Genomic DNA, 26923 nt, shown 5'->3' on the forward strand with positions numbered 1-26923 from the left:
CCATGAGCGAATACATCCTTGCGCTGGAAAACATCAGCAAACGTTTCGGCTCCGTCATCGCCCTGCAAAACGTCACCCTGCGTTTGAAACCGGGCGAAGTGCATTGCCTGCTGGGCGACAACGGCGCCGGCAAGTCGACCCTGATCAAGACCCTGGCCGGCGTGCACCGGCCCACCGATGGCCAATACCTGGTCGACGGCCAGCCCGTCAGCTTCAATTCGCCGAAAGAGGCGCTGGACCTGGGCGTGGCCACCGTCTACCAGGACCTGGCGCTGGTGCCTCTGCTGTCCGTGGCGCGCAATTTCTTCATGGGCCGCGAGCCGATCAAGAAAATGTTCGGCGTGCTGCCCGTGATGGATATGGAGTATGCGGCCACCACGGCGCGCGACAAGCTGGCCGAGATGGGCATCATGGTGCGCGACCCGCACCAGGCCGTGGGCACCATGTCGGGCGGCGAGCGGCAATGCCTGGCCATTGCCCGCGCCATCCACTTCGGCGCGCGCGTGCTGATCCTCGACGAACCGACGGCGGCCTTGGGCGTGAAACAATCGTTCAATGTGCTGAAACTGATCTACAAGGCGCGCGAGCGGGGCTTGTCCGTGATCTTTATTACCCACAATGTGCACCATGCCTATCCCGTGGGCGACTCGTTCACTCTGTTGAACCGGGGCAAGTCGCTGGGGACTTATACCAAGGAAACCGTTTCCAAGGATGAAGTACTCGACATGATGGCGGGCGGTGCGGAAATGCAAACGCTGATGGCTGAACTCGACGGTGTCACGATTTAAGGATAACCATGAATAACCCGACACAATTTGCCCAGGGCCGCGCGCTCGACGTGATCTGCCTGGGCCGCCTGGCGGTGGACCTGTACGCGCAGCAGATCGGCAGCCCGCTGGAAGACGCGACGAGTTTCGCCAAATACCTGGGCGGCTCGTCGGCGAACATCGCCTTCGGCACGGCCCGCCTGGGCCTGAAGTCCGCCATGCTGTCGAAAGTGGGCGACGACCACATGGGGCGTTTCTTGACGGATACTTTGGCGCAGGAGGGCTGCGACGTCAGCCATGTCGGCATCGACCGCGACCGCCTGACGGCGCTCGTGATGCTGGGCATCAAGGACAAGAACACCTTCCCGCTGATCTTTTATCGCGAAAATTGCGCCGACATGGCCATCGACGCCGCGTCGGTGGATGCGGCCTTCATTGCCTCGAGCAAGGCGCTGTTGATCACCGGCACGCATTTCTCCACCGCCGCCATGCACGCCGTCAGCACGCAGGCACTCACACTGGCGCGCGCCAATAATGTGCGCACCGTGCTCGATATCGATTACCGGCCCGTGCTGTGGGGCTTGTCGGGCAAGGCGGACGGCGAAACGCGCTTCGTCTCGAACGAAGGCGTCACCCGCCACTTGCAGGCGATCCTGCCGCAGTTCGACCTGATCGTCGGCACGGAAGAGGAATTCATGATCGCCGGCGGCGGCTTTGATATCATGGCGTCCCTGCGCGCCGTGCGGGCCGCCACCCTGGCGACCCTGGTCGTCAAGCGGGGGCCGCTGGGCAGCGCCGTCATCGACAGCGTGGTGCCGGCCAGTCTGGATGACGCCTATAACTACCGCGGCGTGCGGGTGGAGGTGCTCAATGTGCTCGGCGCGGGCGACGCTTTTCTTTCCGGTTTCCTGAAAGGCTGGCTGCGCGGCGAGGATTACGAGGCGTGCTGCCGCTATGCGAACGGCTGCGGCGCGCTCGTCGTGTCGCGCCACGGCTGCGCGCCGGCCATGCCGTCGCCCGTGGAGCTCGATTATTTCCTCGCCAATGCGGCCAAACTGACGCAACCGGACCAGGACGCCACCTTGTCGCGCCTGCACCGCACGACGGTGGCGCGCCCGCAGTGGGACGAACTGTGCGTGTTTGCGTTCGATCACCGCACGCAATTCTTTGAGCTGGCGCAACAAGCGGGCGCGCCCGAATCGCGTATCTGGGCCTTGAAGCAATTGATGGTGCAAGCCGTGGCGCAGACGGAAACGGCCTTGCAGCTGGCCGGCAAGACGGGCGTGCTGATCGATGGCCGCTATGGCGTCGACGCTCTCAACGATGCAACGGGACGGGGCTGGTGGATAGGCCGTCCCGTGGAATTGCCGGGATCAAACCCGCTGCAGTTCGACTGGGGCCGCTCGATCGGCTCGCATCTGCTCAGCTGGCCGAAGGAACACGTGATCAAATGCCTGGTGCAGCTGCACCCGGACGACGCCGTGGAAAACCGCCTGGAGCAGGAAGCGCAGATCAAGGCCCTGTATGACGCGGCGCAAGTGAGCGGTCACGAACTGTTGCTCGAAGTCATACCGTCGGACGCCTTGCCGCAGGGTGACGATACCGTCTTGCGCGCCGTCAAGCGCCTGTACAACCTGGGCATCTATCCGGAATGGTGGAAGCTGGAAAGTATGTCGGCCAAGCAATGGCAAGCCATCGATGCCCTCGTGCACGAGCGCGATCCGCATTGCCGTGGCGTCGTCCTGCTGGGGTTGAACGCCCCCATCGACAAGCTGGCCGCCAGTTTCGAACAGGCCAGCGCCAGCAGCACCTGCAAGGGTTTCATGGTCGGTCGCACCATCTTCCAGGAACCGAGCCGCCGCTGGCTGGCCGGCGAGCTTGACGATGCGGGCCTGATTACCGCCGTACGGGCCAATTTCGAGCTGTTGATTGCCCTGTGGCAGCGCACGCGTAACCGACTGGAGCGTGCGGCATGAGCGCCACCGTTCGTTTGACCATGGCGCAGGCGCTGGTGCGCTATCTGTCGGCATTGCGTACCGAGGAGGGCGCAGCCTTGTTTGGCGGCGCTTTCGCCATCTTTGGCCACGGCAATGTGGCGGGCCTGGGCGAAGCGCTGTACCAGTACCGCGACAGCTTCCCCACGTATCGGGCGCACAATGAGCAGGCGATGGCGCATGCGGCCATCGCCTATGCGAAAGCGCACATGCGCCGGCGCATGATGGCCGTGACCAGTTCCATCGGTCCCGGTGCGACGAATCTGCTGACGGCCGCCGCGCTGGCGCACGTCAACCGCCTGCCGGTCCTGCTCTTGCCCGGCGACGTCTTCGTCTCGCGCGCGCCGGACCCCGTCTTGCAGCAGCTCGAAGACGCCACCGATGGCAGCGTCTCGGTCAACGATGCTTTTAAACCTTTATCGCGCTATTTCGACCGCATCGTGTATCCGGAGCAACTGCTCACTGCCTTGCCGCGGGCGATAGCCGCCTTGACGGACGCGGCCGCCTGCGGCCCCGTTACTTTATCTTTGCCGCAAGACGTGCAGACGATGGCGTATGACTATCCGGAAGAATTCTTTGCGCCGCGTGTCGTGCGTTTTCGCGCCGTGCCGCCCGTCGAGCAGGAACTGGACGATGCCGCGCTGCTGCTGAGAAACGCGAAACAGCCGCTGATCGTGGCCGGCGGCGGCGTGCTGTACGGCAAGGCCAGCGCCGCCCTGCAGGCGTTTGCCGAGCGCCACGGCATTCCCGTGGCGGAAACCCAGGCGGGCAAGAGTTCCCTGCCGTGGGATCATCCATTGCAGCTGGGGGCCATCGGCGTGACCGGTTCGCCCGCCGCCAACAGCCTGGCGGCGCAGGCCGACGTGGTGCTGGCCGTCGGCACGCGCTTGCAGGATTTCACGACGGGCTCCAATTCCCTGTTTGCGCAAGCGCAACTGCTCAGCCTGAACGTCAACGCATTCGATGTGCTGAAGCGCCGTGGCCTGGGCCTGCAGGCGGACGCGACGCTCGGCTTGCAGGGCCTGTCGCAGCGCCTGGAGCGCTGGAACAGCGCGGGCCAGTGGCTGGACCGGGCGCAGCAGGCAGGGAGCGCGTGGCGCGACACCGTGCTGGCGATCACGGGAAAACGGGAAGTGGCCGGCTTGCCGTACGACGGCGAAGTCATCGGCGCCGTGCAGCGTTCTTCACCGGACTCGACCACCCGCGACATCGTCGTCTGCGCGGCGGGCACCCTGCCGGCCGAACTGCATAAACTGTGGAGAACATCGACGCCGGGCGGCTACCACATGGAATACGGCTATTCGTGCATGGGCTATGAGATCGCCGGCGGCCTCGGCGTCAAGATGGCGCAGCCCGACGCCGAGGTCATCGTCATGGTGGGCGACGGCAGCTATCTGATGATGAATTCGGAAATCGCCACTTCCGTCATGCTGGACAAGAAACTCATCGTCGTCGTGCTCGACAACCGCGGCTATGGCTGCATCAACCGCCTGCAGCAGGCCTGCGGCAATGCCTCGTTCAACAATATGTTGCCCGACAGCGCACCGCGCATCGACTTCGCCCTGCATGCGCAGTCGCTGGGCGCCTTGAGCGAGCACGTGGCCAGTATCGCAGAATTGGAGCAAGCCATGCTGCGCGCCCGGGGAGCTTCCCGCACGTATCTGATCTGCATCAATACGGACGCCGCGCGCACGACCGAGGAGGGTGGTTGCTGGTGGGAAGTGGCCGTGCCCGAGGTCTCCACGCAAGCCGGCGTGCAAGCGGCCCGTGCCCGTTATGAAAACGATCGCCTGAAACAAAGGAATTGAGATGACTACATGGAATGTCAGGATCGGCATCAACCCGATCTCGTGGATGAACGACGATTTACCGAGCCTGGGTGGCGAGACGCCCCTGGAAACGGCCTTGAAAGAAGGCGCCGAGATCGGCTACGTGGGTTTCGAACTGGGCAACAAGTTTCCCAAGGATGCCCCGTCCCTGAACGCCGTGCTGGGGAAATATGGCCTGGCGTGTGTCTCCGGCTGGTATTCGGGCCGCCTGGCGCACCGCTCGGTGGAAGAGGAGATCGCGTCTGTTGGTCCGCATTTGCGGCTGCTGGCCGACAGCGGCGCCACCGTCATGGTCTACGGCGAGGTGGCCGACGCCATCCAGGGCGAAGCGCGCCCCCTGTATAAACGTCCGCGTTTCCAGTCCGCCCAGCAATGGCAGGACTACGCGGACAAATTGACGGCGTTTGCCGCCCACCTGCTGGCGCACGGCGTGCGCCTCGCCTACCACCATCACATGGGCGCCTACGTGGAAACCCCCGCTGACGTGGATCAACTGATGGCCTTGACGGGCCCGGAAGTGGGCTTGCTGTTTGATACGGGTCATATCACCTTTGCCGGCGGCGACGCGCTGGCGGTTTTAAACAAGCATATCGACAGGATTTGCCACGTGCATTGCAAGGACGTGCGGCCGAACGTGGTGAAACTGGCCCGCAATGGCCACTGGAGTTTTTTACAGGCCGTCATCAATGGCGCCTTCAGCGTGCCCGGCGACGGCTGCATCGACTTCCCGGCCATCCTGACGCGTTTGTATCTGCATGGCTACGAGGGCTGGCTGGTGGTGGAGGCGGAACAGGACCCGGCCGTGGCGCCCAGCTACCAGTACGCGAAGATGGGCCACGACTACCTGGCAAGCCTGGTCGACGCGATTCCCCGCCTGGGCAGGGAGGCGGCATGAGCCCGCTGCTGGTCAAGGCCCGGGCGGGCTCCGCTATCGTCGAGGTCACGCCGGAATCGGCCGGCTGGACGCACGTGGGCTTTGCCGCCCACCGCCTGGCGCCCGGCGAGGCCCTGAAGCTGGACACGGGCGGCCGCGAGCTGTGCATCGTCGTGCTGACGGGCACCGTCACCGTGCAGGCGGGCGGACAGACCTGGGAAGCCATCGGCAATCGCGCCAGCGTGTTTGAAGAGCGCTCGCCGTATGCCGTGTATGTGCCGCTGGAAACAACGGTCGGCATCACGGCCGTGAGCGCTGCCGAGGTCGCCCTGTGCAGCGCGCCGGCCACGACGCACCGTCCGGCGCGCCTGATCGAGCCGGCCAGCATGGCGCGCTCCGTGCGCGGCCAGGGCGCCAATACGCGCTATGTGTGCGACATCCTGCCGCAGACGGCCGAGGCGGACGGCTTGCTGGTGGTCGAGGTAGTCACGCCGTCCGGTCATTCCTCGAGCTATCCGCCGCACAAGCACGACAGCGACAATGTTCCACAGGAAAGTTCTCTGGAAGAAACCTATTACCACCGCCTCAATCCGGAGCAGGGCTTTGCCTACCAGCGCGTCTACACGGATGACCGTTCCATCGATGAGGCCATGGCCGTGGAAAACCACGATGTGGTGATGGTGCCCAGGGGCTACCACCCCGTCACCGTGCCGTATGGCTACGACGGCTATTACCTGAACGTGATGGCCGGCCCGAAACGCGTGTGGCATTTTAAAAATGACCCGGCCCATGAATGGCTGATGCAGACCAAATAATCAAGGACAAGATATGATGACCCCGACAATCGGCCACTTTATTGGTGGCAACCCCATGACTTCGCGCTCGGAGCGCACGAGCGATGTCTTCAATCCTGCCACGGGCGAGGTGACGGCGAAGGTGGCGCTGGCCACTGCCGCCGAGCTGAACGCGGCCGTGGCCGCTGCCCACGCGGCCTTTCCCGCCTGGTCGCAGACGTCGCCCCTGCGCCGCGCCCGCGTCATGTTCAAGTTCAAGGAATTGCTGGAAGAACATTCCGACCAACTGGCCGCCCTGATTACCGCCGAGCACGGCAAAGTGTTTACGGATGCCAAGGGCGAAGTCACGCGCGGCATCGAAGTGGTGGAATTTGCCTGCGGCATCCCGCAAATGATGAAGGGAGAGTATTCGGAGCAGGTGGCCGGCGGCATCGACGCCTGGTCGATCCGCCAGGCGCTCGGTGTCTGTGTCGGCATCACGCCGTTCAATTTTCCCGTGATGGTGCCGATGTGGATGTTCCCGATGGCCATTGCCTGCGGCAATACCTTTGTATTGAAACCGTCGGAGCGCGATCCGTCCGCCAGCCTGCTGCTGGCGCAGCTGCTCACGGACGCGGGCTTGCCCGACGGCGTCTTCAACGTCGTGCAGGGAGATAAAGAGGCCGTCGACGGCTTGCTGCATCATCCGGACGTGCGCGCCGTCAGCTTTGTCGGTTCCACGCCGATCGCCGAGTATATTTACGCCACCGGCTGCGCGCAGGGCAAGCGCGTGCAGGCCCTGGGCGGCGCGAAAAACCACATGGTGGTCATGCCGGACGCGGATATCGCGCAGACGGTGGACGCCCTGATGGGCGCCGCCTTCGGTTCGGCGGGCGAGCGCTGCATGGCCATTTCCGTCGTCGTGGCGGTCGGCAATGTGGGCGACCAGCTGGTGGAAGCGCTGGTGCCGCGCATCGCGGCCCTGAAAATCACGCAAGGCATGGATTTGAAGGCGGAAATGGGGCCCGTGGTGACGCAGGTGCACAAGGACAAGATCGCCGGCTACATCGCCACGGGCGTCAAGGAAGGCGCCAGCCTGGTGGCCGACGGCCGCGGTTTCGTGCTGCCCGGCTATGAGCGCGGCTTTTTCCTCGGCGGCAGCCTGTTCGACCATGTGACGCCGGAGATGACGATTTATAAGGAAGAAATCTTCGGTCCCGTCCTGTGCATCGTGCGCGTGCCCGATTTCGCCACGGCGCTGGAGCTGGTCAACGCCCATGAATACGGCAATGGCACGGCCATTTATACGCGCGACGGCAATACGGCGCGCGAATACACGCACCGGGTGCAGGTCGGGATGGTGGGGGTGAACGTGCCGATCCCCGTGCCGATGGCCTTCCACAGCTTCGGCGGCTGGAAGCGCAGCCTGTTCGGCGACCACCACGCGCACGGGCCGGAAGCGGTGCGTTTCTACACGAAGCAGAAGGCCGTGACGCAGCGCTGGCCCGCCTCAACGGCGGCGGGCGCCGAGTTTGCCATGCCGACACTCAAGTAAATCCAGCTGGTTCGCTTCTTGCTTACTGCAATGGTTGTGTTCAGCCATTGCAGACCGCCACCATGACGTCCAGCCGTACCCAGCCTTTGCGCATCGTTGTCGTCAATACCATCGTCGAGCACGGCGTGCACGGGGACGCGGCGTGGGCGGCGCAAGTGCAGCGTGGCAATGCCTTGCGCATCGGCTTGCTGGAATCGGGTTTTGACATCGTCGCCTCGCTGCCAGCCGACCTTTACCTCCCCGAGCGCATCGCCCAGCTGCAGCCCGACCTCATCATCATCGACGCGGAATCGGACGCGCGCGACGTGCTCGAACACATCGTCATCGCCACGCGCGACGAGCGCCGTCCCATCGTCCTGTTTACGGAAGACGGCGCCACGGCCAGCATCGACGCAGCCATGGCGGCCGGCGTCTCCGCCTACATCGTGGCCGGCTTGCAGGCCGAACGCATCTTGCCTGTGCTCAACGTGGCGCTGGCGCGCTTCCGCCAGGAAGAAAAACTCCGGGCCGAATTGCACGAATCGCGGCACAAATTGCTGGAACGCAAAGTGATCGAGCGGGCCAAGGGCCTGTTGATGACGCATCACGGCTTGACGGAAGAGCAGGCTTACCAGCGCTTGCGCAGCATGGCCATGAACAAGAAACTCAAGCTGGCCGACATCGCCCAGCGCATCCTCGACGTGGAGGACTTGCTGGGATGAAACGTCCATTTCCTGACACATGCTGGTGCAACGCACCATGGCGGTGCAATGCCAGCCGGACCAGACCGGGCGTGCACGGGCACGTTCCTTGCTGCTGGACGGGGAGAACCGTGCCCATGGCGGCGCGGCAAAACAGTATTTATCAGCAAGGAATGGTATGACTGAGAAAATGGGCGAGAGCGCGCAAGTGGCGCGCACCCTGCAGCCGGAAAAACAGACGATACGCATCGGCTACCTGCCGCTGACCGATTGCGCCTCGCTGGTGATGGCGTCAAGGCTGGGCCTGGATGAAAAATACGGCATCAAGATCGCACTGCGCCGCGAGACGTCATGGGCCGGCGTGCGCGACAAGCTGCACAATGGGGAACTCGATGCGGCCCACGTGCTGTATGGCCTCGTGTATGGCGTGCAGATGGGCATAGGCGGGCAGCAGCGCGACATGGCCGTATTGATGAATCTCAATCACAGCGGCCAGGCCGTGACCCTGTCGGCGGCGCTGGCGCGCGACGGCGCCCATGATGGCCCATCGCTGGCGCGCCACATGCGGGCCGCATCGCGGCCGTTTGCGTTCGCGCATACTTTTCCGACCGGCAATCATGCGATGCTGCTGCAATACTGGCTGGCCGCGCATGGCATTGATCCGCTGCGCGACGCGCACGTGATGACGGTGCCGCCGTCGCAGATGGTGGCGGCCTTGCGCGCGGGCCAGATGGATGGCTTTTGCGCGGGCGAGCCATGGGGCTACAAGGCCATCGTCGAGGGCGTGGGCGTGACGGCCGTCGCCAGCCAGGCGATCTGGCCCGACCATCCGGGCAAGGTGCTGGGTGCCAGCGCGGCCTTTGCGCAGCAGCATCCGAATACCTGCCGGGCCCTGATCGCCGCCGTGCTCGAGGCGGGGCGCTGGATCGACGCCAGCGATGCCAACCGGCTGGAAATGGCCGCCACCCTGGCCGAGCCCGCCTATCTGCATACGCCGCAGGAAATGCTGGCGCCGCGCATCCTCGGCCACTACCAGGATGGCCTGGGCAAGACGTGGAACGATACGCATGGCTTGAAGTTTTACGGCGATGGCGCCGTCAATTTCCCCTATCTGTCCGACGGCATGTGGTTCATGACCCAGCACCGGCGCTGGGGCTTGCTGCGCGATGCGCCTGACTACCTTGGCGTGGCGGGGCAGGTCAACCGCACCGACCTGTACCGCCAGGCGGCCGAAATGACGGCCACGCCCGTGCCGAAGACCCCCATGCGTGCGTCGATCCTGTGCGACGGCGTCGTGTGGGACGGCAGCGCGCCGGAAGCGTACGCGGCATCGTTTGCCATCGGTCACTTTTTTTAATGGGAGATGTCATCATGGCGCAATGTGGCAGCGTAACCCTGGTGGGCGCCGGTCCCGGCGACCCGGACCTGCTGACGATCAAGGCAGTAAAGGCCATCGCGCGGGCCGACGTGGTGCTGATCGACGACCTCGTCAACCCGGCCATCCTTGGCCATGCGGCACCCGGCGTGCGCGTGGTCGAGGTGGGCAAGCGGGGCGGCTGCGCGTCCACGCCGCAAGCGTTCATCGAACGGCTGATGCTGGCCGAAGCGCGCGCCGGCCTGCACGTGGTGCGCCTGAAAGGAGGCGACCCCTACCTGTTCGGGCGCGGCGGCGAAGAGCGTGCCTGCCTGCGCAGCCACGGCGTGGCCGTCGAGGTGATCCCCGGCATCAGCAGCGGGGTGGCCGCGCCAGCCGGCATCGGCGTGCCGCTGACGCACCGCGGCCGGAGCCAGGGCGCCATCTTCGTCACCGGCCACGGCAAGGATAGCGCCTCCGAGCCGAACTGGGCGGCATTGGCGCAAAGCGGCCTGACGCTCGTCATCTACATGGGCGTGGCCAGGGTGGCGGCCATCCAGGCCGGCTTGCTGGCCGGCGGCATGGCGCCCGGCACGCCCGTGGCCGTGGTGCAATCGGCCAGCCTGCCGGCGCAGCGCCAGTTGCTGAGCACTTTGCAGGCGCTGCCCGCCGACTTGCCGGCCAGCGGCCTGGGCAGCCCCAGCATCATCGTCGTGGGCGACGTGGTGCGCTGCGCCGACGCCTGGGGTGAGCATGGTGCTTTGCTGGCCGCCGCCGTCTGAGCCTGTCGGCGCCTAGCGGATCGGCAGCGCCACGGGGCGGATGGGCGCCGCGTCGCCGCCACGGAATTTCAATGAGGCGCCGATGAAGGCAAACTGGTACACCTTGTCGCGCGACAAGGCTTCCAGGTCGACCAGTTCCAGGATGGGCGCGCCCTGCTGCGCCAGCAGATAGGTGTGCACGGGCAGGTAATTGTGCGCCACTTCGGACGGGAACGCCTCGAAACTGAGGTTGTCCGCGCCCACCACCATGGCGCCGCCGTCTTCCACGAGGAATTTCGCCGCATCGAGCGACAGGCCGGGGGGATTGGCCATGTACGCTTGCGCCTGCTCATAGTGCTGCATGCGGCCCGTGCGTATCAGCACCACGTCGCCCTGTTCCAGCGTCACTTTCTGCTGCGCCAGCGCCGCGCGCAGGTCCTGCCGCGTGACCCGGTAATTGTCGGGCAGTTGCGACAAGCCCTTGGCCACGGCCACGTCGATCAGCACGCCGCGCGCGACGATGGGCGGCAATTTCTCCGCGCCCGTCACGGTCCAGCCCCGGTCGCCCAGGTACTGCTCCTCCGTAAAACCGTTCCAGATCTTGCCGTTCAGGCCGAAATGGTTCAGGGCGTCGATATGCGTGCCCATGTGCGCATACATGGAGACGGCCGAGCCCGTGTAGCTGACGTGGCGGTTCATCTGTTCGCCCACGTTCATTGAGTCGGCCACCACGTTGCCTTTCGGCGTATGCGTCATCCACATCTGGTAGGGCGGGTCGCCTGCCGCCTGCCAGCTGGGCATGCCGATATAGAAATCGACGGCCAGATCGTAGCTCTTGCCGCCGTCGATGCGGGCCAGGATGGCGGCGCGCGAGGCCGGCGTCATCAGGTTCAGGCGGCCGATCTCGTCCTTCGGGCCCCAGGGGCTGACGCCCACTTCGGGCAGGGCGGGCGTGGCCGGGGCGGCCGGGCCGGCCTGTACTGCGCCTGCCAGCAGGGCCAGCAGCAGCGGTGCGGTTTTCAATGGGGTCGGAAAGGTGAACATGGCGTGCTCCTCGTATCAGGTGAAGAAAGAAGCGCCATCATATTGTTTTCCATTTTAATGATAATCAGCGATAAAATAATAAGATATTCAACCAGAAGGAAAGAATGATGGATGTACTGGCGCTCATGCGCGTATTTCGCACGGTGGTCGAGCGCGACAGTTTCAGCAAGGCGGCGCTGGAGCTGAACCAGTCGGCGGCGGCCGTCAGCAAGCAGGTGCGCCAGCTGGAAGAGCGCCTGGGCACCGTGCTGCTGGTGCGCACGACGCGGCGCATGAGCTTGTCGGACGGCGGCCGCGCCTACTATCTGGAATGCTGCCGCCTGCTCGACGAGATCGCCGCGCTGGAACTGGCCACGCGCGGCTGCACCGGCAAGGTGGCGGGGCGGCTGCGCGTGAACGTGCCGCTGTCCTTCGGCCTGAAGGTGCTCTCGCCGCTGCTGCCCGCCTTCATGGCCCGTTACCCGGAGGTGAAGCTGGAGCTGACTCTCGATGACCGCTTGCGCGACGTGGTGGGCGAGGGCTACGACGTGTCGCTGCGCATCCGCGCCGCGCTGGCCGATTCGACCCTGGTGGCGCGCCGCCTGGGCGACGTCGAGCAGATGATCTGCGCCGCGCCGGCCTACCTGGCGCGGCGCGGCACGCCGGTGCGGGCGCCGGACCTGCATGGCCACGATTGCCTGGCCTACCGCCTGGCCGACAGCCCCGGCGTCTGGCAGCTGGCCGGACCCGAAGGGACGAGCAGCATCGTGCTGCCCGTGCGCTTTTCCGCCGACAACAGCCTGCTGCTGGCCGACATGCTGGTGGCCGGCGTGGGCGTGGGCGCGCTGCCTTCGTTCGTCGCCGCGCCGCTGCTGGCCAGCGGCGCCCTGGTGCGCGTGCTGCCCTCGCACGCCATGGCCAGGCGCGGCGTGTTTGCCCTGATGCCCGATGGCCGCCACGTGCAGCAGAAGGTGCGCGCCTTCTGCGACTTCCTGGCCGCGGCGCTGTAGCTGCTTTCCAGGGCAACCATCGCGCGCGCTTTTTTTCGCTGACAGGCGCGTCGGGCAGGGGCTTTGATAGTATCCTCGTACCTGATAGAACCGGAATAAGCGATCGACAATGCACACTTTGAGCAAGGGCGGGACGGGATCAGGCATCGGGATATGGGCGGGCGGGCTGCTGCTGGCGCTGGCGGTCGGCGGCGCGCTGTATGCGGGCGCGGCGCGCACGGTCAATGACGATGCCGAGCAGCGTTTCGACAACCTGACGTCTGGCGCCCAGCATAGCCTGGCCACGCGGGTGAAAAGCTATTCCGACCTGCTGCGCGGTCTCGAAGCCCTGTTCCGCACCTCGGCGCAGCTGTCGCGCCGCCAGTTCCACGATTACGTGGCCGGCCTCGATATCGCGCGCCAGTTTCCCGCCATCGAATCGGTCAACTATGCGGTGGCGCTCTCGCAGGCGCAGCGCGCGGCATATATCGACGGCGTGCGTCGCGATACCAGCCTGGCGCCGCGCGGCTATCCCGATTTCACCATCCGCCCGCCCGGCGAGCGGCCCGAATACACGGTGCTCACTTACCTGGAGCCCGATTCCCTGCTGCGCGAGCGCATGGGCGTCGATATCGGCGCCAACCCGCTGGTGGCGCGGGCCCTGGCCCAGGCGCGCGACAGCGGCGAGGTCGGCGCGTCGGGGCAGGTGATCATGATCAAGGGGCCGCCCGCGCACGTGGGACTGGGCATGCGCCTGCCCGTGTACCGCAACGGCATGCCGCAGGGAAGCGTGGCCGAGCGCCGCGCCGCCTATCAGGGGTCCGTGGGCATCGGCTTCGGCGTGGCGCAGCTGGTGCACAGCGCGCTCGAACGCAGCGCGCTCGAGCCGCTGCACCTGACCCTGTACAGCGCCGCCGACCCGCTGCCGGCCAATGGCCTGCTGCGCATCACGCCGCAGGACCGCCTGCTGTTCAACGATGACAGTGACCTGGCAACGCCGCCGCCGCAGCCGGGCAGCGACGCCGCGTATTTCGACCGCGTGCTGCCCGTGGTGTACCAGGGCGGCCAGTGGAAGGCCCATTTCCGCGTGCGCAAGGCGGAGCTGTACAGCGGTTTTGACCGTTATTTCCCGTGGCTGGCGCTGGCCGTCGGCGTGGCCGGCACTTTGCTCATTTATGGCTATATTTATACCTTGTACCGCTCGCGCCGCAGCGCGGTGGCGCAGCGCACCCTGCTCGACACGGTGCTCGACAGCGTCGACGCCTACGTCTACATGAAGGATGCCGACCTGCGCTACCGTTACGTGAACGCGCGCACGGCAACCATCCTGGGGCGCGCCGTGGAACAGGTGATCGGCCGCCAGGATGGCGATTTGATGGTGGGCGACGCGGCCGCCGCCGCGCGGCGCACGGAGCGCCAGGTGTTCGACAGCGGCGTCAAGTTCGTCGGCGAGGAGCGCTTCGTCGATGCGCAGGGCCAGGTGCACCACCTGTGGAGCGTGAAGGTGCCGTTGGGCCTGCCCGGCCCCGTCACGGGCCTGATCGGCCTGTCCACGGACGTGACGGAGCTGCACCGCCTGAAGGAGCAGGCCGACGCGGCCAGCCAGGCCAAGAGCGACTTCCTGTCGAACATGAGCCATGAAATCCGCACGCCGATGAACAGCATTATCGGCATGGCGCACCTGGCCCTGAAATCGGTGGCCGATGTGCGCCAGCGCGACTATCTGCAAAAGATCTACCATTCGGGCCAGCATTTGCTGGGCCTGATCAACGACATCCTCGACTTTTCCAAGATCGAGGCGGGCAAGCTGGAACTGGAAGTGCTGGACTTCCGCCTCGACACGCTGCTGGCGAACATCGCCAGCCAGCTGGGCGACGCGGCCTCCCTCAAGGGCCTGATTTTGCAATTCGATATCGCCTCCGAACTGCCGCAGCGCTGGCGCGGCGATCCGCTGCGCCTGGAACAGGTCTTGCTGAACCTGACCAGCAACGCCATCAAGTTCTCCGACAATGCCAGCATCTTCGTGCGCGTGCGCCAGTCCGAGGAGCGCGGCAGCCATACCATGCTGCGCTTCGAAGTGCAGGACCGGGGCATCGGCATGAACCAGGAAGAGGTGGGGCAACTGTTCCGCTCCTTCCACCAGGCCGACCCGTCGACCACGCGCAAGTATGGCGGCAGCGGACTGGGGCTGGTGATCAGCAAGCAGCTCGCTGAACTCATGGGCGGCAAGGTGGGCGTGTACAGCCAGCCGGGCCTGGGCAGCACTTTCTGGTTTACGGCGCGCCTGGAAAAATGCGCGCAGGCCAGCGACGACGGCATCGCCGAGGTGGAGCCGGAGGTGCTGGGCGTGATCCGCGGCGCCTCCATCCTGCTGGTGGAAGATAACGTCTTCAGCCAGCAGGTGGGCTGCGAATTGCTGGAAGACGCGGGCGCCACCGTCTGCGTGGCTGGCAATGGCCGTGAGGCGCTGGAGCTGCTGTCGCGCCAGCGCTACGACTGCGTGCTGATGGACGTGCAGATGCCGGAGATGGACGGCTTCGAGACGACGCGCCGCATCCGCGCCGACCCGCAGCTTGCGGGCCTGCTGGTGATCGCCATGACGGCCAATGCGGGCAGCGAAGACCGCGCCCGCTGCCTGGAGGCGGGCATGGATGAATTCGTGACCAAGCCGATCGCGCCGAATCTGCTGTTCCACCTGCTGGCAAAGTGGTTCCGCCTGCGTGGCGGTATTGGCGGCATCGGCGGCGTTGGGCACGCGCCGCCGGCCAGCCTGTCCGCCGCCACGGCGCACGGGACGACGCCTGCCGTGCATGGGGCGCCGGACTCGCGCGATACGGCCATCCTCGACCTGGCCACCCTGGCGCTCACGTTCAGCAATGACGCAGTCAAGATGCGCAAGTACACCCAGCTGTTCCTCGATACGGCGCGCGACGGCATCGCCGAAATGGAGCAGGCCATGGCGCTGGAAGACCTGGGCCGCCTGGCGGACCTGGGCCACCGCAGCAAATCGTCGGCGCTGGCCGTGGGCGCGCACGCTTTCGCCGCGCTGTGCCTGTCGATCGAAGGCTTGCGCCTGGGCGGCGACATGCAGCAGGCGCGCGCCTTGCTGACGGCCCTGGCGCCGGCCCTGGCCCGGGTGGCTGAACAAATTTCACTGGAATTTGCCGCCAGCGACGCCCCCTGACGCAGGGAGCGGCGATAATACGGCTTTGGCGCGCCCGGCCGTTCCGGCGGGCGCGCGGCAACCCATCGGATCAGCATGCAAACAACCGTCACGCCCGGCCTACTCATCCTGCACGGCAACCAGCTGGAACAGCTGCGCGCCGCCGTCTTCCAGTGGCTGCGGCAGCATCCGCTGGCGCCGCTGGAGACGGACATTTTCCTGGTGCAGTCGAACGGCGTGGCCGAATGGCTGAAAATCGCGCTGGCCGAGGAAATGAAAGTGTGCGCCGCCACGCGCATCGCACTGCCGGCCCGCCTGCTGTGGGAAAGCTACCGGGGCATGCTGGGGCGCGAAAGGGTGCCGCGCGTGTCGCCGTTCGATAAATCGCCGCTGACGTGGCGTTTGATGCGCCTGCTGCCGTCCTTGCTGGCCGATCCCGTCTTCGCGCCGCTGCGCTATTTCCTTGCCGATGGCGACGCGGAACGCCGGCTGCAGCTGGCCGAGCGTCTGGCCGACCTGTTCGACCAGTACCAGGTCTACCGCGCCGACTGGCTGGCCGATTGGGCGGCGGGGCGCGACCAGTTGCGCACGGCGCGCGGCGAGTCCATCGTCTTGCAGGAAGACCAGCGCTGGCAGGCGCAGTTGTGGCGCGCCGTGGCTGCCGACGTGGAGCCGTTCGAACGCGACACGGGCCGCGCCGACATCCACGACGCCTTCCTGGCGGCGATTGCCGCCGGCGATGCGCCTGCGGGCAAGCTGCCGCGCAGGGTGGTGCTGTTCGGCGTGTCGGCCTTGCCGTACCAGACCTTGCAGGCGCTGGCCGCGCTGGCGCGCCACACGCAGGTGGTGCTGGCCGTGCCGAATCCATGCCAGTTCTACTGGGGCGACATCATCGAGGGGCGCGACCTGCTGCGCGCGGCCAACAAACGCCAACAGCAGCGCAACGGCACCGACCTGGCCGAGATTCCGCTCGAAGCCCTGCATGCGCACAGCCACCCGCTGCTGGCGAGCTGGGGCCGGCAGGGGCGCGATTTCATCCGCATGCTTGACGAATTCGACGAACACGCGCATGCCGAAGGGCGCGACGACAGCCTGCGCATCGACCTGTTTGGCGAGGAAACGGGCGAGACCCTGCTGCAGCAGGTGCAGGTGGCCATCCGCGAACTGCGCCCGCTGGCCGAGCATGAACAAACGCCGCCCGATGCGGCCGACCGTTCGATCGAATTCCACGTGGCGCACAGCGTGCAGCGCGAAGTGGAAGTGCTGCACGACCAGTTGCTGGCCATGTTCGCCGGGAGCGGCGAGACGGGCTTGCGTCCGCGCGACGTGGTGGTGATGGTGCCCGACATCGACACGTTTACGGCCGCCATCCACGCCGTCTTCGGCCAGTACCGGCGCAATGACGAGCGTTTCATCCCGTTCGAGATCGGCGACGTGAAGGACCGCAGCGTCAATCCGCTGCTCGTCGCGCTTGAGTGGCTGCTGCACCTGCCGCAGCAGCGCTGTCGCCAGAGCGAGGTGCGCGACCTGCTCGACGTGCCGGCGCTGGCGGCCCGCTTCGGCCTGCAGCCGGACGACCTGGCCACCCTGGGGGCGTGGATCGAGGGCGCCGGCGTGCGCTGGGGCCTGGACCAGGAACACCGCGCCGGCCTGGGGCTGGGCGCGGCCGGCGAGCAGAACGCGTGGATCTTCGGCGTGCGGCGCATGCTGCTCGGCTATGCCAGCGGCAGTGGCGCCAGCTTTGGCGGCATCGAGCCGTATGCGGAAGTGGGCGGCCTCGATGCGGCGCTGGCGGGCTCGCTGGCGCAGCTGGTCGAGGCGCTGCTGCACTGGCGCAGCGTGCTGGCCGGCGCGCGCACGCCGGCCGAGTGGGGCGAGCAGGCGCGCGCGCTGCTGGCCGCCTTCTTTGACGCCGACGACGAGGGCGACCGCCTGACCCTGGCGCAGCTGGAAGGCGCCTTGCAGGGCTGGCTGGAAACCTGCGGGCACGCGGGCTTTGTCGAGCAGGTGCCCTTGTCGGTGCTGCGCGTGGCGTGGCTGGGCGCGCTCGACGAACCGACCCTGAATCACCAGTTCGTCTCCGGCGGCGTCACGTTCTGCACCCTGATGCCGATGCGCGCCGTGCCGTTCCGCGTCGTCTGCCTGCTGGGCATGAACGATGGCGACTTCCCGCGCCGCGCGCCCAAGGCCGATTTCGACTTGCTGGCCTTGCCCGGCATGGCCCGCCCGGGCGACCGTTCGCGCCGCGACGACGACCGCTACCTGATGCTCGAAGCCTTGCTGGCCGCGCGCGACAAGCTGTACGTGAGCTGGGTGGGGCGCAATGTGCGCGACAATTCCGAGCAGCCGCCGTCCGTGCTGGTATCGCAGCTGCGCGACTACCTGGCGGCCGGCTGGTCGCTGGACCGCCACCTGGTATCGCTCACTACCGAGCACGCGCTGCAGCCGTTCAGCCGCCGCTATTTCGAGGCGGGCGGCTTGCTGACCTATGCGCGCGAATGGCGCGTGGCGCATGCCGATGCCGATGCGGATGCGGCTGCGCAGGCGGGGGAGCCGGCGCTGGGACCGTACGAACTCGACCCAGGCACGCGTTTGAAACTGGGCGAACTGGCCAGCTTTCTGCGCCAGCCCGTCAAGTACTTTTTCCGCCGCCGCCTCAGCGTGCATTTTGCCGATGCGGCCATGCTGGGCGACGATGAGGAGCCGTTCGGCCTGAACGCGCTCGAGCGCTACCTGCTGGAAGACACCATGCTCGATGACGGCGGCGCCGTGGAAGCACTGGACGACGTGCGCAGCAGCCTGGAAGCGCGCGCGGCACGCCTGGCGCGCGAAGGCGTGCTGCCCATCGGCCTGATCGGCCGGCAGGTGCAGGCGCAGCTGGTCGAGGCGCTGGTGCCCGTGCGCAGCGCATGGCTGTCGTTGCGCGCCTCGTTCCCGCTGGCGGCCGACAAGCGCGCCATCAACCTGGCGTTCGGCGACGTGCAGATCGACGACTGGCTCGACAGACTGTGCAGCAACGGGCGGGACACGGCCTGGCTGATGCAAATTTCCTCGAAGGTGACGGACAAGGGCGGCCTGGCGCGCGGCGACAAGCTGATGCTGATGTGGCTGCGCCAGCTGGCCGCCGCCGCCCTCGGTTTCCCCGTCACCGGCTACCTGGTGGCGCGCGACGCCATCGTCAGCATGGCGCCGCTCGACCCGGCCACGTCGCGCGATGCGCTGGCCACCTTGCTGGCGCTGTGGCGCGAAGGCATGAACCATCCGCTGCCGACGGCTTGCAAGACGGGCCTGGCGCTGGTGCAGCAGGGCGACCCGCGCGCCGTGTATGACGGCGGCTTTGACGTGTCGGGCGAGCGCGATGAGCTGTGCCTGGCGCGCCTGTGGCCCGAGTTTTCCGCCCTGGCCGCGGAGGAAGCATGGGAAGACTGCACGCGCGAGCTGTATGGCCCGCTGGCCGACTGGCTGCAGCAACACATCACGATCGACCCGATCAGCGCGCCCGATGATGGCGCGGGAGAAGAACCATGACGAGCCACCTGCTCAACCCCCTGGCGTTTCCGCTGCACGGCTCGCGCCTGATCGAGGCGTCCGCCGGCACCGGCAAGACCTGGACCATCGCCGCGCTGTACGTGCGGCTCGTGCTGGGTCACGGCGACAACGACAGCCGCTTCAGCCGCCCGCTGCTGCCGGCCGACATCCTCGTGATGACGTTTACCCGCGCCGCCACGCGCGAACTGTCGAACCGCGTGCGCGAGCGCCTGATCGAGGCGGCCGCGTATTTTCGTAATGAGTTCCGCCACGAATCCGGCGGCAGCGACCCGTTTCTCGACGCCTTGCTCGAATCCTATCCGGACGAGAGCGAACGGCAAAAGGCCGCGCACCGGCTGATGCTGGCCGCCGAGACGATGGATGAAGCGGCCATCTTCACCATCGACGCCTGGTGCCAGCGCATGCTGCGCGAGCACGCGTTCGACAGCGGCAGCCTGTTCGACGAAGAACTGGTCAGCGACGAGCAAGCGCTGTTCGAGGATGCGGCCCACGATTACTGGCGCCAGCAAGTCTATCCCTTGCCGCCGCAGGCGCTCGACGTGCTGCTCGATTGCTGGCCCGACGTGGCAGCGTTGAAGAAGGGAACGCGCGAGCTGGCCCGGCGCGCCGGCAGCATGCGCATGGCCGACGAGGAGCCCTTGTCGGCGCTGATCGCGCGCGAACAGCGGGCGCTGGCCGCGCAGCTGGCCACCCTGAAGGCGGGCTGGGTCGAGCGCACGGAGCAGATGGCCGTCTGGATCAACGAGCACCGCGCCGCCAATCCCAAGTGTTTTAACGGCGTCAAGATGAAGCCGGAAAACCTGGCGAAATGGTTCGACGGCTTGCGCCGCTGGGCGCAGGATCCGCTGTTGCTGCTGCCGGCCATCACGGCCAAGGCGTGGGAGCGCCTGACGCCGTTCGGCATCGAGGATGCGTTTGCCAAGAGTTTCACGGCCCAGGTGCCCGAGTGTTTCGAACATACGGAGGCGCTGGGGACGGCCCTGGCGGCCATCACGCCGCTGGCGCACAAGCTGCACCTGCATGCGGCGGCGGCCATCGCGCGGCGCATGGATCAGCTAAAGCGCCAGTCGCGCCAGTTCGGCTTTGCCGACATGCTGCAGCGCCTGCACGACGCGCTGGCCGGAGAAAACGGCGCGGCCCTGCGCCAGCGCATCGTCGACCAGTATCCGCTGGCGATGGTCGATGAATTCCAGGATACGGCCCCGGCACAGTACCAGATCTTCAATTTGCTGTACCGCATAGCAGAGAATGATCCAGCGCAAGGTCTGTTCCTGATCGGCGACCCGAAGCAGTCGATCTACGGCTTTCGCGGCGCCGACATCCAGAGCTACCTGGCGGCGCGGCGCGCCACCACGGGCCGCCACTACCAGCTGGGCACCAATTACCGCTCGACGGCGCCCCTGGTGGCGGCCGTCAACCAGCTGTTCCTGCACGCCGAGCGCGCCGAGGTGCCAGCTGGCGCCTTCCGCTACCGCAAAGGCGATGAAAATCCGCTGCCGTTCGAGGCTGTCGACGCCAAGGGCCGCGACGAGCGGCTGCTGAACGCTGGCGGCCCGCTGCCGGCCCTGCTGGCCGCCTGCGCCAGCGATGAAGGACTGCGCGGCGACAGCTACCGCGAGTATTTCGCGCAGCATTGCGCGGAACATATCGTCGCCATGCTGGGCGATGCGCAAGCCGGTTTCGACGGTCCCGACGGGTTCGTGCGGCTGCAGCCGGCCGATATCGCCATCCTCGTGCGCGACCGCAAGGAGGCGGCGGCCATCCGCCGCGCGCTGGCGCGCCGCCGGGTCGCCAGCGTCTACCTGTCCGACAAGGATTCCGTCATCGACAGCGAGGAAGCGGCCGACGTGCTGCGCTGGCTGGCGGCGCTGGCCAATCCGCTCGACGGCGGCCTGGCGCGCGCCGCGTTTGCCACGCGCACCATCGGCTTGCCGCTGGGCGAGCTGGCGCGGCTGTCCAGCGACGAACTGGAATGGGAACGCCGGGTCGAGCAATTGAAGGCCTTGCACCTGATCTGGCAGCGCCAGGGCGTGCTGGCCATGCTGCGCCGCTTCATCCACGAGCTGCAGCTGCCGGCCATGCTGCTGCAGCAGACGGGCGGCGAGCGGCGGTTGACGAATCTGCTGCACCTGGCTGAACTGCTTCAGTCGGCCAGCCGCCAGCTCGATGGCGAGCAGGCGCTGATACGCTGGCTGGCCGAGCAGATCGCCGGCGAGGGCGAAAACGGCGACGAGCGCGTGCTGCGCCTGGAAAGCGACGCGGAGCTGGTCAAGGTCATCACCGTGCACAAGTCCAAGGGCCTCGAGTATCCGCTGGTGTATCTGCCGTTCGCCGTCACGGCGCGCAAGGTGGACAAGCGCAACCGCAGCTTCTTCGACTATGCGGATGAAAAAGGCGAACGCCGCCTCGACCTGTCGCTGTCCGACGAGGCCATGGCGCTGGTGGAAGAGGCGCGCATCGAGGAAGACCTGCGCCTGCTGTACGTGGCCCTGACGCGCGCGCGCCATTTCCTGTGGCTGGGCGTGGCCGCGCTGGCGGCGCGCAAGGCGGGCGAGAACACCCTGCACGAATCGGCGCTCGGCTACCTGCTGACGGGCGGCGACAAGCTGCCGTTTGAGCAATTGCTGCCGCGCTGGCAGCAGGTGGCGGGCAATTGCGACGCCATCTACGTGGGCTCGCTGGCGCAGCCCGATGCCTGCACGGTGCTCGACCGCGTGGAGCGGCGTCCCGAGCTGCGGCCCGCGCCCGTGTTCGCGGGCGAATTCGAGCGCGACTGGTCGGTGGGCAGCTTTACCTCGCTGACGCGCCAGATCGGCGCCATGGCGGCCGCGCACGTGCCGCAGCGGGCGCTGGAAGAAACCTTGCTGGAAGACGGCGCGGGCGCGCCAGCCGTGTCGCCGCTGCAGACGGGCGACGCGCCCTGGCACCGCTTCCCGCGCGGCTCCGTGCCCGGCAACTTCCTGCACGAGCAGCTCGAGTGGATGGGCAGCGAAGGCTTTGACAGCGTCCACGATGACAATTTCACCACGCGCCTGGCCGCGCGCTGCGAGCGGGCCGGCTGGGGCCACCGCCAGGAAGACGCCATCGCCTGGCTCCGGGAAATCGCCGTCACGCCGCTGCCGCTGCTCGATGCGTCGCTGTCTGAACTGGACAGCACCCTGTCCGAGATGGAGTTCTGGTTCCCCAGCGAGCATCTGTCCACGGGCGCGCTCGACCAGCTGTGCACGCGCTTGCTGTTGGGCGGCGCGCCGCGTCCCGCGCTGCCGCGGCGCCAGCTGCACGGCATGCTGAAAGGCTTTGCCGACCTGGTCATCGAACGGGATGGGCGCTACTGGGTGCTCGACTACAAGTCGAACGCGCTGGGCGCCAACGACGCCGCCTATCACACGGCCGCGCTGGCGGGCGGCATGGCGCAGCACCGCTACGACATCCAGGGCGCCATCTACATGCTGGCCCTGCACCGGCTGCTGAAAAGCCGGCTCGGCGACGCCTACGAACCGGCCGAACACCTGGGCGGCGCCATCTTCCTGTTCCTGCGCGGGATCGCGAATGCGGACACGCATGGCTGCTACTGGCTGGCGCCGCAGCTGGAACTGCTGGACGGCCTCGATCAATTATTGTCAGAAGAAGCGGAACATCATGCAGCATAGCGAGCAAATGAATGCCTTGTTCAGCCACGTCGACGGCGTCGCCGGGGATGGCCATCTGCGCCGCCTGAGCGCCGCTTTTGCCCGCTTCATCGCCAGCCTGGATGACGGCGGCCCCGATGCGCCCGCCTTGGCCGTGGCCTGCGTGGTGCTGTCCGAGCTGGAAGGGCGGGGCCACAGCTGTCTGATGCTGTTTGAGCTGGCGGGCGAGCCGTCGCAGCTGCTGGGCTGGAGCGAGGAGCTGTGGCATGCCGTGCTGGCCGTTTCCGGTCCGCTGCCGGGCAGCGCCGACGGCTGGCGCGCGCTGCTGGCCGGCGCGCCGCAGGTGTGGCGGGTGGGGRCGCCCGACGTGCAGCAGCCGCTGGTGCTCGACGGCGACCGCCTGTACCTGCGCCGCTACTGGCGCGACGAGACCCTGGTGGGCGGCAGAATCGCTGCGCGCGCGCAGGATTTGGTCAACCCGCCGCTGGCGCAGGTGCGGCAATGGCTCGATATCCTGTTCGACCAGCCCACGCAGGACGGCGGCCCGGACTGGCAAAAAGTGGCCTGCGCCGTCGCCCTGCGCGGCAAGGTGGCCATCATCACGGGCGGCCCGGGCACGGGCAAGACCTACACGGTGGCCAGTTTGCTGACCTTGCTGTTTGCCGTCTCGCCGCAGCCGGAGCAGCTGCGCATCGCGCTGGCCGCGCCGACGGGCAAGGCGGCCGCGCGGCTGAAACAGTCGATCGACAAGGCCTTGAGCGGCTTGGCGGAAAAGGTCGGGGGAGCCTTGCCGCTGCTGGAACTGGCGCGCCGCATGGGCGCGGCGCGCACCCTGCATAGCTTGCTGGGCGCGCGGCCCGACACGCGCGCCTTTGCCCACCATGCGGGCAATCTGCTCGACGTCGACGTGCTGATCGTCGATGAGGCGTCGATGGTGCACCTGGAGATGATGGCCTCGGTGCTTGACGCCTTGCCTTCCGCCGCCATCCTGATCCTGCTGGGCGACAAGGACCAGCTGGCGTCCGTGGAAGCGGGCGCCGTGCTGGGCGACTTGTGCCACGACGCGCAGGCGGGCGGCTACGCGGTCGATACCATCGCGTATGCGCAGGCGGCCAGCGGCGTGGCCATTCCCGCGCAGTTTGCCGGTAACGCCGGTGCGCTGGCGCAGCAGACGGTGATGCTGCGCCACAGCCACCGTTTCAGCGGTCCGATCGGCGAGCTGGCGCTGGCCGTGAATGCGGGCAAGCCTGACCTGGCCAGAGCGTGCTTCGCCGGCGACAGCGGCGGCCAGCTGGCGTGGAGCGTGCCGGCGCAGCAGGAAGACGTGCTGCGCCTGGCCTTGCGCGGGCGCGCGGATGCGCCGGGCGGCTACCAGCCCTATCTGGAACTGCTGAATGCCGGTGAAGCTGCGTACGCGCAGTATGACGACTGGGTGCGCGCCGTGCTGCTCAGTTTTGAGTCGTTCCGCATCCTGTGCGCCGTGCGCGAGGGCGAGTGGGGCGTGGCGGGCCTGAACACGGCCATCGAGCTGCGGCTGGAAAAGGAAGGCTTGATACGCCGCAGCGAGTGGTATGTGGGCCGTCCCGTGATGGTCACGCGCAACGACTACGGCACGGGCGTGTTCAATGGCGACATCGGCCTGACCCTGCGCGACCCTGCGCGGCCCGGCTCCCTGCGCGTGTATTTCCTGGAAGGCGAGCATGTGCGCAGCGTGCTGGCCACGCGCCTGCGCCATGTGGAGACGGCGTTCGCCATGACGGTACATAAATCGCAGGGCTCGGAATTCCGCCACACGGTGCTGGTGCTGCCGCAGGAAGGCGGCGCCATGCTGGCGCGCGAACTGGTCTACACTGGCATCACGCGGGCGCGCGACTTCTTTACCCTCGTGTCGCCCACGCAGGCCGTGCTGTTCGACGCGATTTTGCGCCGCACGCAGCGCGCCAGCGGCTTGAGAGGATTGATCGGCTGACGGCTTGATCGGGCTTGACGCGTTTCCGTAAGGAAATATATGTGTTGTATTCCGAATATTGACGATAATTGTTCCGTTTTTTGTGTGAAAATGCTTGCGTAGGTGAAGTAGTGCAAAAGCACTGTTTCACGCCAATAAAATCGAAACGAGGAGTCCATCATGTTGTCTTCCCTTCGCACGCGGCTGGTGCTCATTTGCGTGGCCATCGTCGTCCTGTCCATGCTGGCCTTGTCGGCCGCCAATTACGTCACCACGCGCAGCAGCATGCTGGCGTCGTCCGACCAGCAGATGCAGCAGCTGCTGCAAAGCCAGTCCGCCGTGCTGGCGCAGTGGGTCGATGGCAAGAAAAAAGTCATGGCCTCCGTCGTCATGTCGGCCGAGACGCCCGATCCGCTGCGCGCCTTCCAGATCGCGGAAAAGGCCGGCGATTTTGCCGAAGTGTTCATCGGTTACGCGGACAAGCGCTCCGTGTTTACCCATCCGGGCCGCCCGGCCGATTTCGACCCGACGGCGCGCGCCTGGTACACGGACACCGTCAAGGCCGGCGTGCCCATGCTCACGCCGCCGTACGTGGATGCGGCCAGCCACAAGCTGGTGGTGTCGTTTACGGCGCCCGTCGGCCCGAAAGAGGCACTGAGCGGCGTGGCGGGCGCCGACGTGCTGCTCGATACGGTGATTGCCAACGTGGTGGCGATCAAGCCGACGCCGCACAGCTTTGCCTTCCTCGTCGACCAGAGCGGCACCATCATCGCCCATGCCAACAAGGACCTGAGCCTGCAGCCGGTATCGAAACTCGATGCGGCGCTGTCGGCCGCGCAGGTCAACCGGCTGGAAAGCACGCGCGCGAGCGAGGCCGTGCGCCTCAATGAGCGCGACGGCAAGCTGTACGTCACGCGCGTGGCGGGCACCGACTGGCTGCTGGCCGTGGTGCTCGACCAGCAGGAAGCCATGCAAGCCTTGCAGACGATGCTGACGACGGCCACGGTCACGGCCGTGCTGCTGGCCGGCGCGGCGGCCGTGCTGCTGTCGCTGCTGGTGTTCAAGATGCTCAAGCGCCTGGAACTGGTGCGCGATGCGCTCGATGACATCGCCTCGGGCGAGGGCGACCTGACGCGCCGCCTCGACGCTTCCGGCGTGGATGAACTGGCGCAGATCGCGGGCGCCTTCAACCGTTTCATCGACAAGATCGCCGCCGTGCTGGTGAAAATCCGCACGGCCAGCGAATCGGTGAAAGTCTCGTCGTCGGAAATCGCCGCCGGCAACCAGGACCTGTCCTCGCGCACGGAGGAGCAGGCCAGCTCGCTGGAAGAAACGGCCGCCTCGATGGAGGAGCTCACTTCCACCGTGAAACAGAACGCGGACAATGCGCGCCAGGCCAACCAGATGGCGCAATCGGCGTCCGGCGTGGCCAGCAAGGGCGGGCAAGTGGTGGCGCAGGTGGTCGACACCATGGCCTCGATCAATGATTCATCGAAGAAGATCGTCGACATCATCAGCGTCATCGACGGCATCGCCTTCCAGACGAACATCCTGGCCCTGAATGCGGCCGTGGAAGCGGCGCGCGCCGGCGAGCAGGGACGCGGCTTTGCCGTGGTGGCGACGGAAGTGCGCAGCCTGGCGCAGCGCTCCGCGGGAGCGGCAAAGGAAATCAAGCTGCTGATCGACGATTCCGTGGGCAAGGTCGATTCGGGTGCGCGCCTGGTCGACGAGGCGGGGGCGACGATGCAGGAAATCGTCGACAGCGTGCGCCGCGTCACCGACATCATGGGCGAAATCACGGCCGCCAGCCAGGAACAAAGCTCGGGCATCGAACAGGTGAACCAGGCGATCGCGCAAATGGACCAGGTGACGCAGCAGAATGCGGCCCTGGTGGAAGAGGCGGCCGCCGCGGCGGAAAGCCTGCAGGACCAGGCCAGCACCCTGGCGCAGGTGGTGGGCGTGTTCAAGCTCGATGAGGGGCAGGCGCCGGCGGCAGCGCCGCAGGCCGCCAGGCCCGTGGCGCGCGCGCCGGCTC

Annotated in this window: 16 protein-coding genes; 15 read left to right on the top strand and 1 reads right to left on the bottom strand. The window is 66.8% G+C overall.

Annotated elements, in window-relative coordinates; translation table 11 throughout:
- Window positions 1-2 precede the first annotated feature (2 nt).
- The 9 genes from CBW50_RS20645 to cobA all read left to right on the top strand — a co-directional run bounded on the left by CBW50_RS20645 (window position 3) and on the right by cobA (window position 10608).
- On the top strand, window positions 3-788 hold the full coding sequence (locus CBW50_RS20645) for an ATP-binding cassette domain-containing protein (RefSeq protein WP_086147283.1): 786 nt from the start codon (window positions 3-5) through the stop codon (window positions 786-788).
- 8 nt (window positions 789-796) lie between these two features.
- The gene (gene iolC, locus CBW50_RS20650) at window positions 797-2743 is read left to right on the top strand and encodes a 5-dehydro-2-deoxygluconokinase (protein WP_086147284.1); all 1947 of its coding nucleotides are present in this window, start codon (window positions 797-799) and stop codon (window positions 2741-2743) included.
- Entirely contained in the window at window positions 2740-4569 is a 1830-nt protein-coding gene (gene iolD / locus CBW50_RS20655; protein ID WP_086147285.1) for a 3D-(3,5/4)-trihydroxycyclohexane-1,2-dione acylhydrolase (decyclizing), read from the top strand. The genes iolC and iolD overlap by 4 nt, the downstream gene beginning before the upstream one ends.
- A 1-nt stretch (window position 4570) precedes the next feature.
- Window positions 4571-5485 (top strand): myo-inosose-2 dehydratase, encoded by a 915-nt coding sequence (iolE, locus tag CBW50_RS20660; protein ID WP_086147286.1) that lies wholly within the window; start codon window positions 4571-4573, stop codon window positions 5483-5485.
- Window positions 5482-6279 carry a 5-deoxy-glucuronate isomerase gene (iolB, locus tag CBW50_RS20665; protein WP_086147287.1) on the top strand — a complete coding sequence of 266 codons (798 nt, stop codon included), beginning with the start codon at window positions 5482-5484 and terminating at the stop codon, window positions 6277-6279. Before iolE ends, iolB begins: the two co-directional genes overlap by 4 nt.
- 13 nt (window positions 6280-6292) lie before the next feature.
- On the top strand, window positions 6293-7792 hold the full coding sequence (locus CBW50_RS20670; RefSeq protein WP_086147288.1) for a CoA-acylating methylmalonate-semialdehyde dehydrogenase: 1500 nt from the start codon (window positions 6293-6295) through the stop codon (window positions 7790-7792).
- 62 nt (window positions 7793-7854) lie between these two features.
- A complete protein-coding gene (locus CBW50_RS20675; RefSeq protein WP_086147303.1) occupies window positions 7855-8493 on the top strand; it encodes an ANTAR domain-containing response regulator in 639 nt (212 codons plus the stop codon).
- Between the two features lie 157 nt (window positions 8494-8650).
- Complete coding sequence (locus CBW50_RS20680; RefSeq protein ID WP_086147289.1) at window positions 8651-9829, top strand: CmpA/NrtA family ABC transporter substrate-binding protein; 1179 nt, start codon at window positions 8651-8653, stop codon at window positions 9827-9829.
- Between the two features lie 14 nt (window positions 9830-9843).
- Window positions 9844-10608 carry a uroporphyrinogen-III C-methyltransferase gene (cobA, locus tag CBW50_RS20685; protein ID WP_086147304.1) on the top strand — a complete coding sequence of 255 codons (765 nt, stop codon included), beginning with the start codon at window positions 9844-9846 and terminating at the stop codon, window positions 10606-10608.
- Between the two features lie 12 nt (window positions 10609-10620).
- Here cobA and CBW50_RS20690 read toward each other — a convergent pair whose 3' ends face one another.
- A complete protein-coding gene (locus CBW50_RS20690; RefSeq protein WP_086147290.1) occupies window positions 10621-11631 on the bottom strand; it encodes a cyclase family protein in 1011 nt (336 codons plus the stop codon).
- A gap of 107 nt (window positions 11632-11738) precedes the next feature.
- On the opposite strand from CBW50_RS20690, the gene CBW50_RS20695 reads away from it, so the two are divergent.
- The 6 genes from CBW50_RS20695 to CBW50_RS20720 form a co-directional block, all read left to right on the top strand.
- The gene (locus CBW50_RS20695; RefSeq protein ID WP_086147291.1) at window positions 11739-12620 is read left to right on the top strand and encodes a LysR family transcriptional regulator; all 882 of its coding nucleotides are present in this window, start codon (window positions 11739-11741) and stop codon (window positions 12618-12620) included.
- A 109-nt stretch (window positions 12621-12729) separates the two neighbouring features.
- Complete coding sequence (locus tag CBW50_RS20700; protein ID WP_086147292.1) at window positions 12730-15783, top strand: CHASE domain-containing protein; 3054 nt, start codon at window positions 12730-12732, stop codon at window positions 15781-15783.
- Window positions 15784-15858: 75 nt separating this feature from the next.
- Window positions 15859-19290 carry an exodeoxyribonuclease V subunit gamma gene (gene recC / locus CBW50_RS20705; protein WP_086147293.1) on the top strand — a complete coding sequence of 1144 codons (3432 nt, stop codon included), beginning with the start codon at window positions 15859-15861 and terminating at the stop codon, window positions 19288-19290.
- Window positions 19287-22961 (top strand): exodeoxyribonuclease V subunit beta, encoded by a 3675-nt coding sequence (recB, locus tag CBW50_RS20710; protein WP_086147294.1) that lies wholly within the window; start codon window positions 19287-19289, stop codon window positions 22959-22961. The genes recC and recB overlap by 4 nt, the downstream gene beginning before the upstream one ends.
- On the top strand, window positions 22951-24909 hold the full coding sequence (gene recD, locus CBW50_RS20715) for an exodeoxyribonuclease V subunit alpha (protein ID WP_086147295.1): 1959 nt from the start codon (window positions 22951-22953) through the stop codon (window positions 24907-24909). Before recB ends, recD begins: the two co-directional genes overlap by 11 nt.
- Window positions 24910-25068: 159 nt before the next feature.
- On the top strand, window positions 25069-26923 hold a 1855-nt coding region (locus CBW50_RS20720; protein ID WP_086147296.1), incomplete at its 3' end, for a methyl-accepting chemotaxis protein.

Source organism: Janthinobacterium sp. GW458P, from assembly GCF_002127585.1.
GTDB lineage: Bacteria > Pseudomonadota > Gammaproteobacteria > Burkholderiales > Burkholderiaceae_D > Janthinobacterium.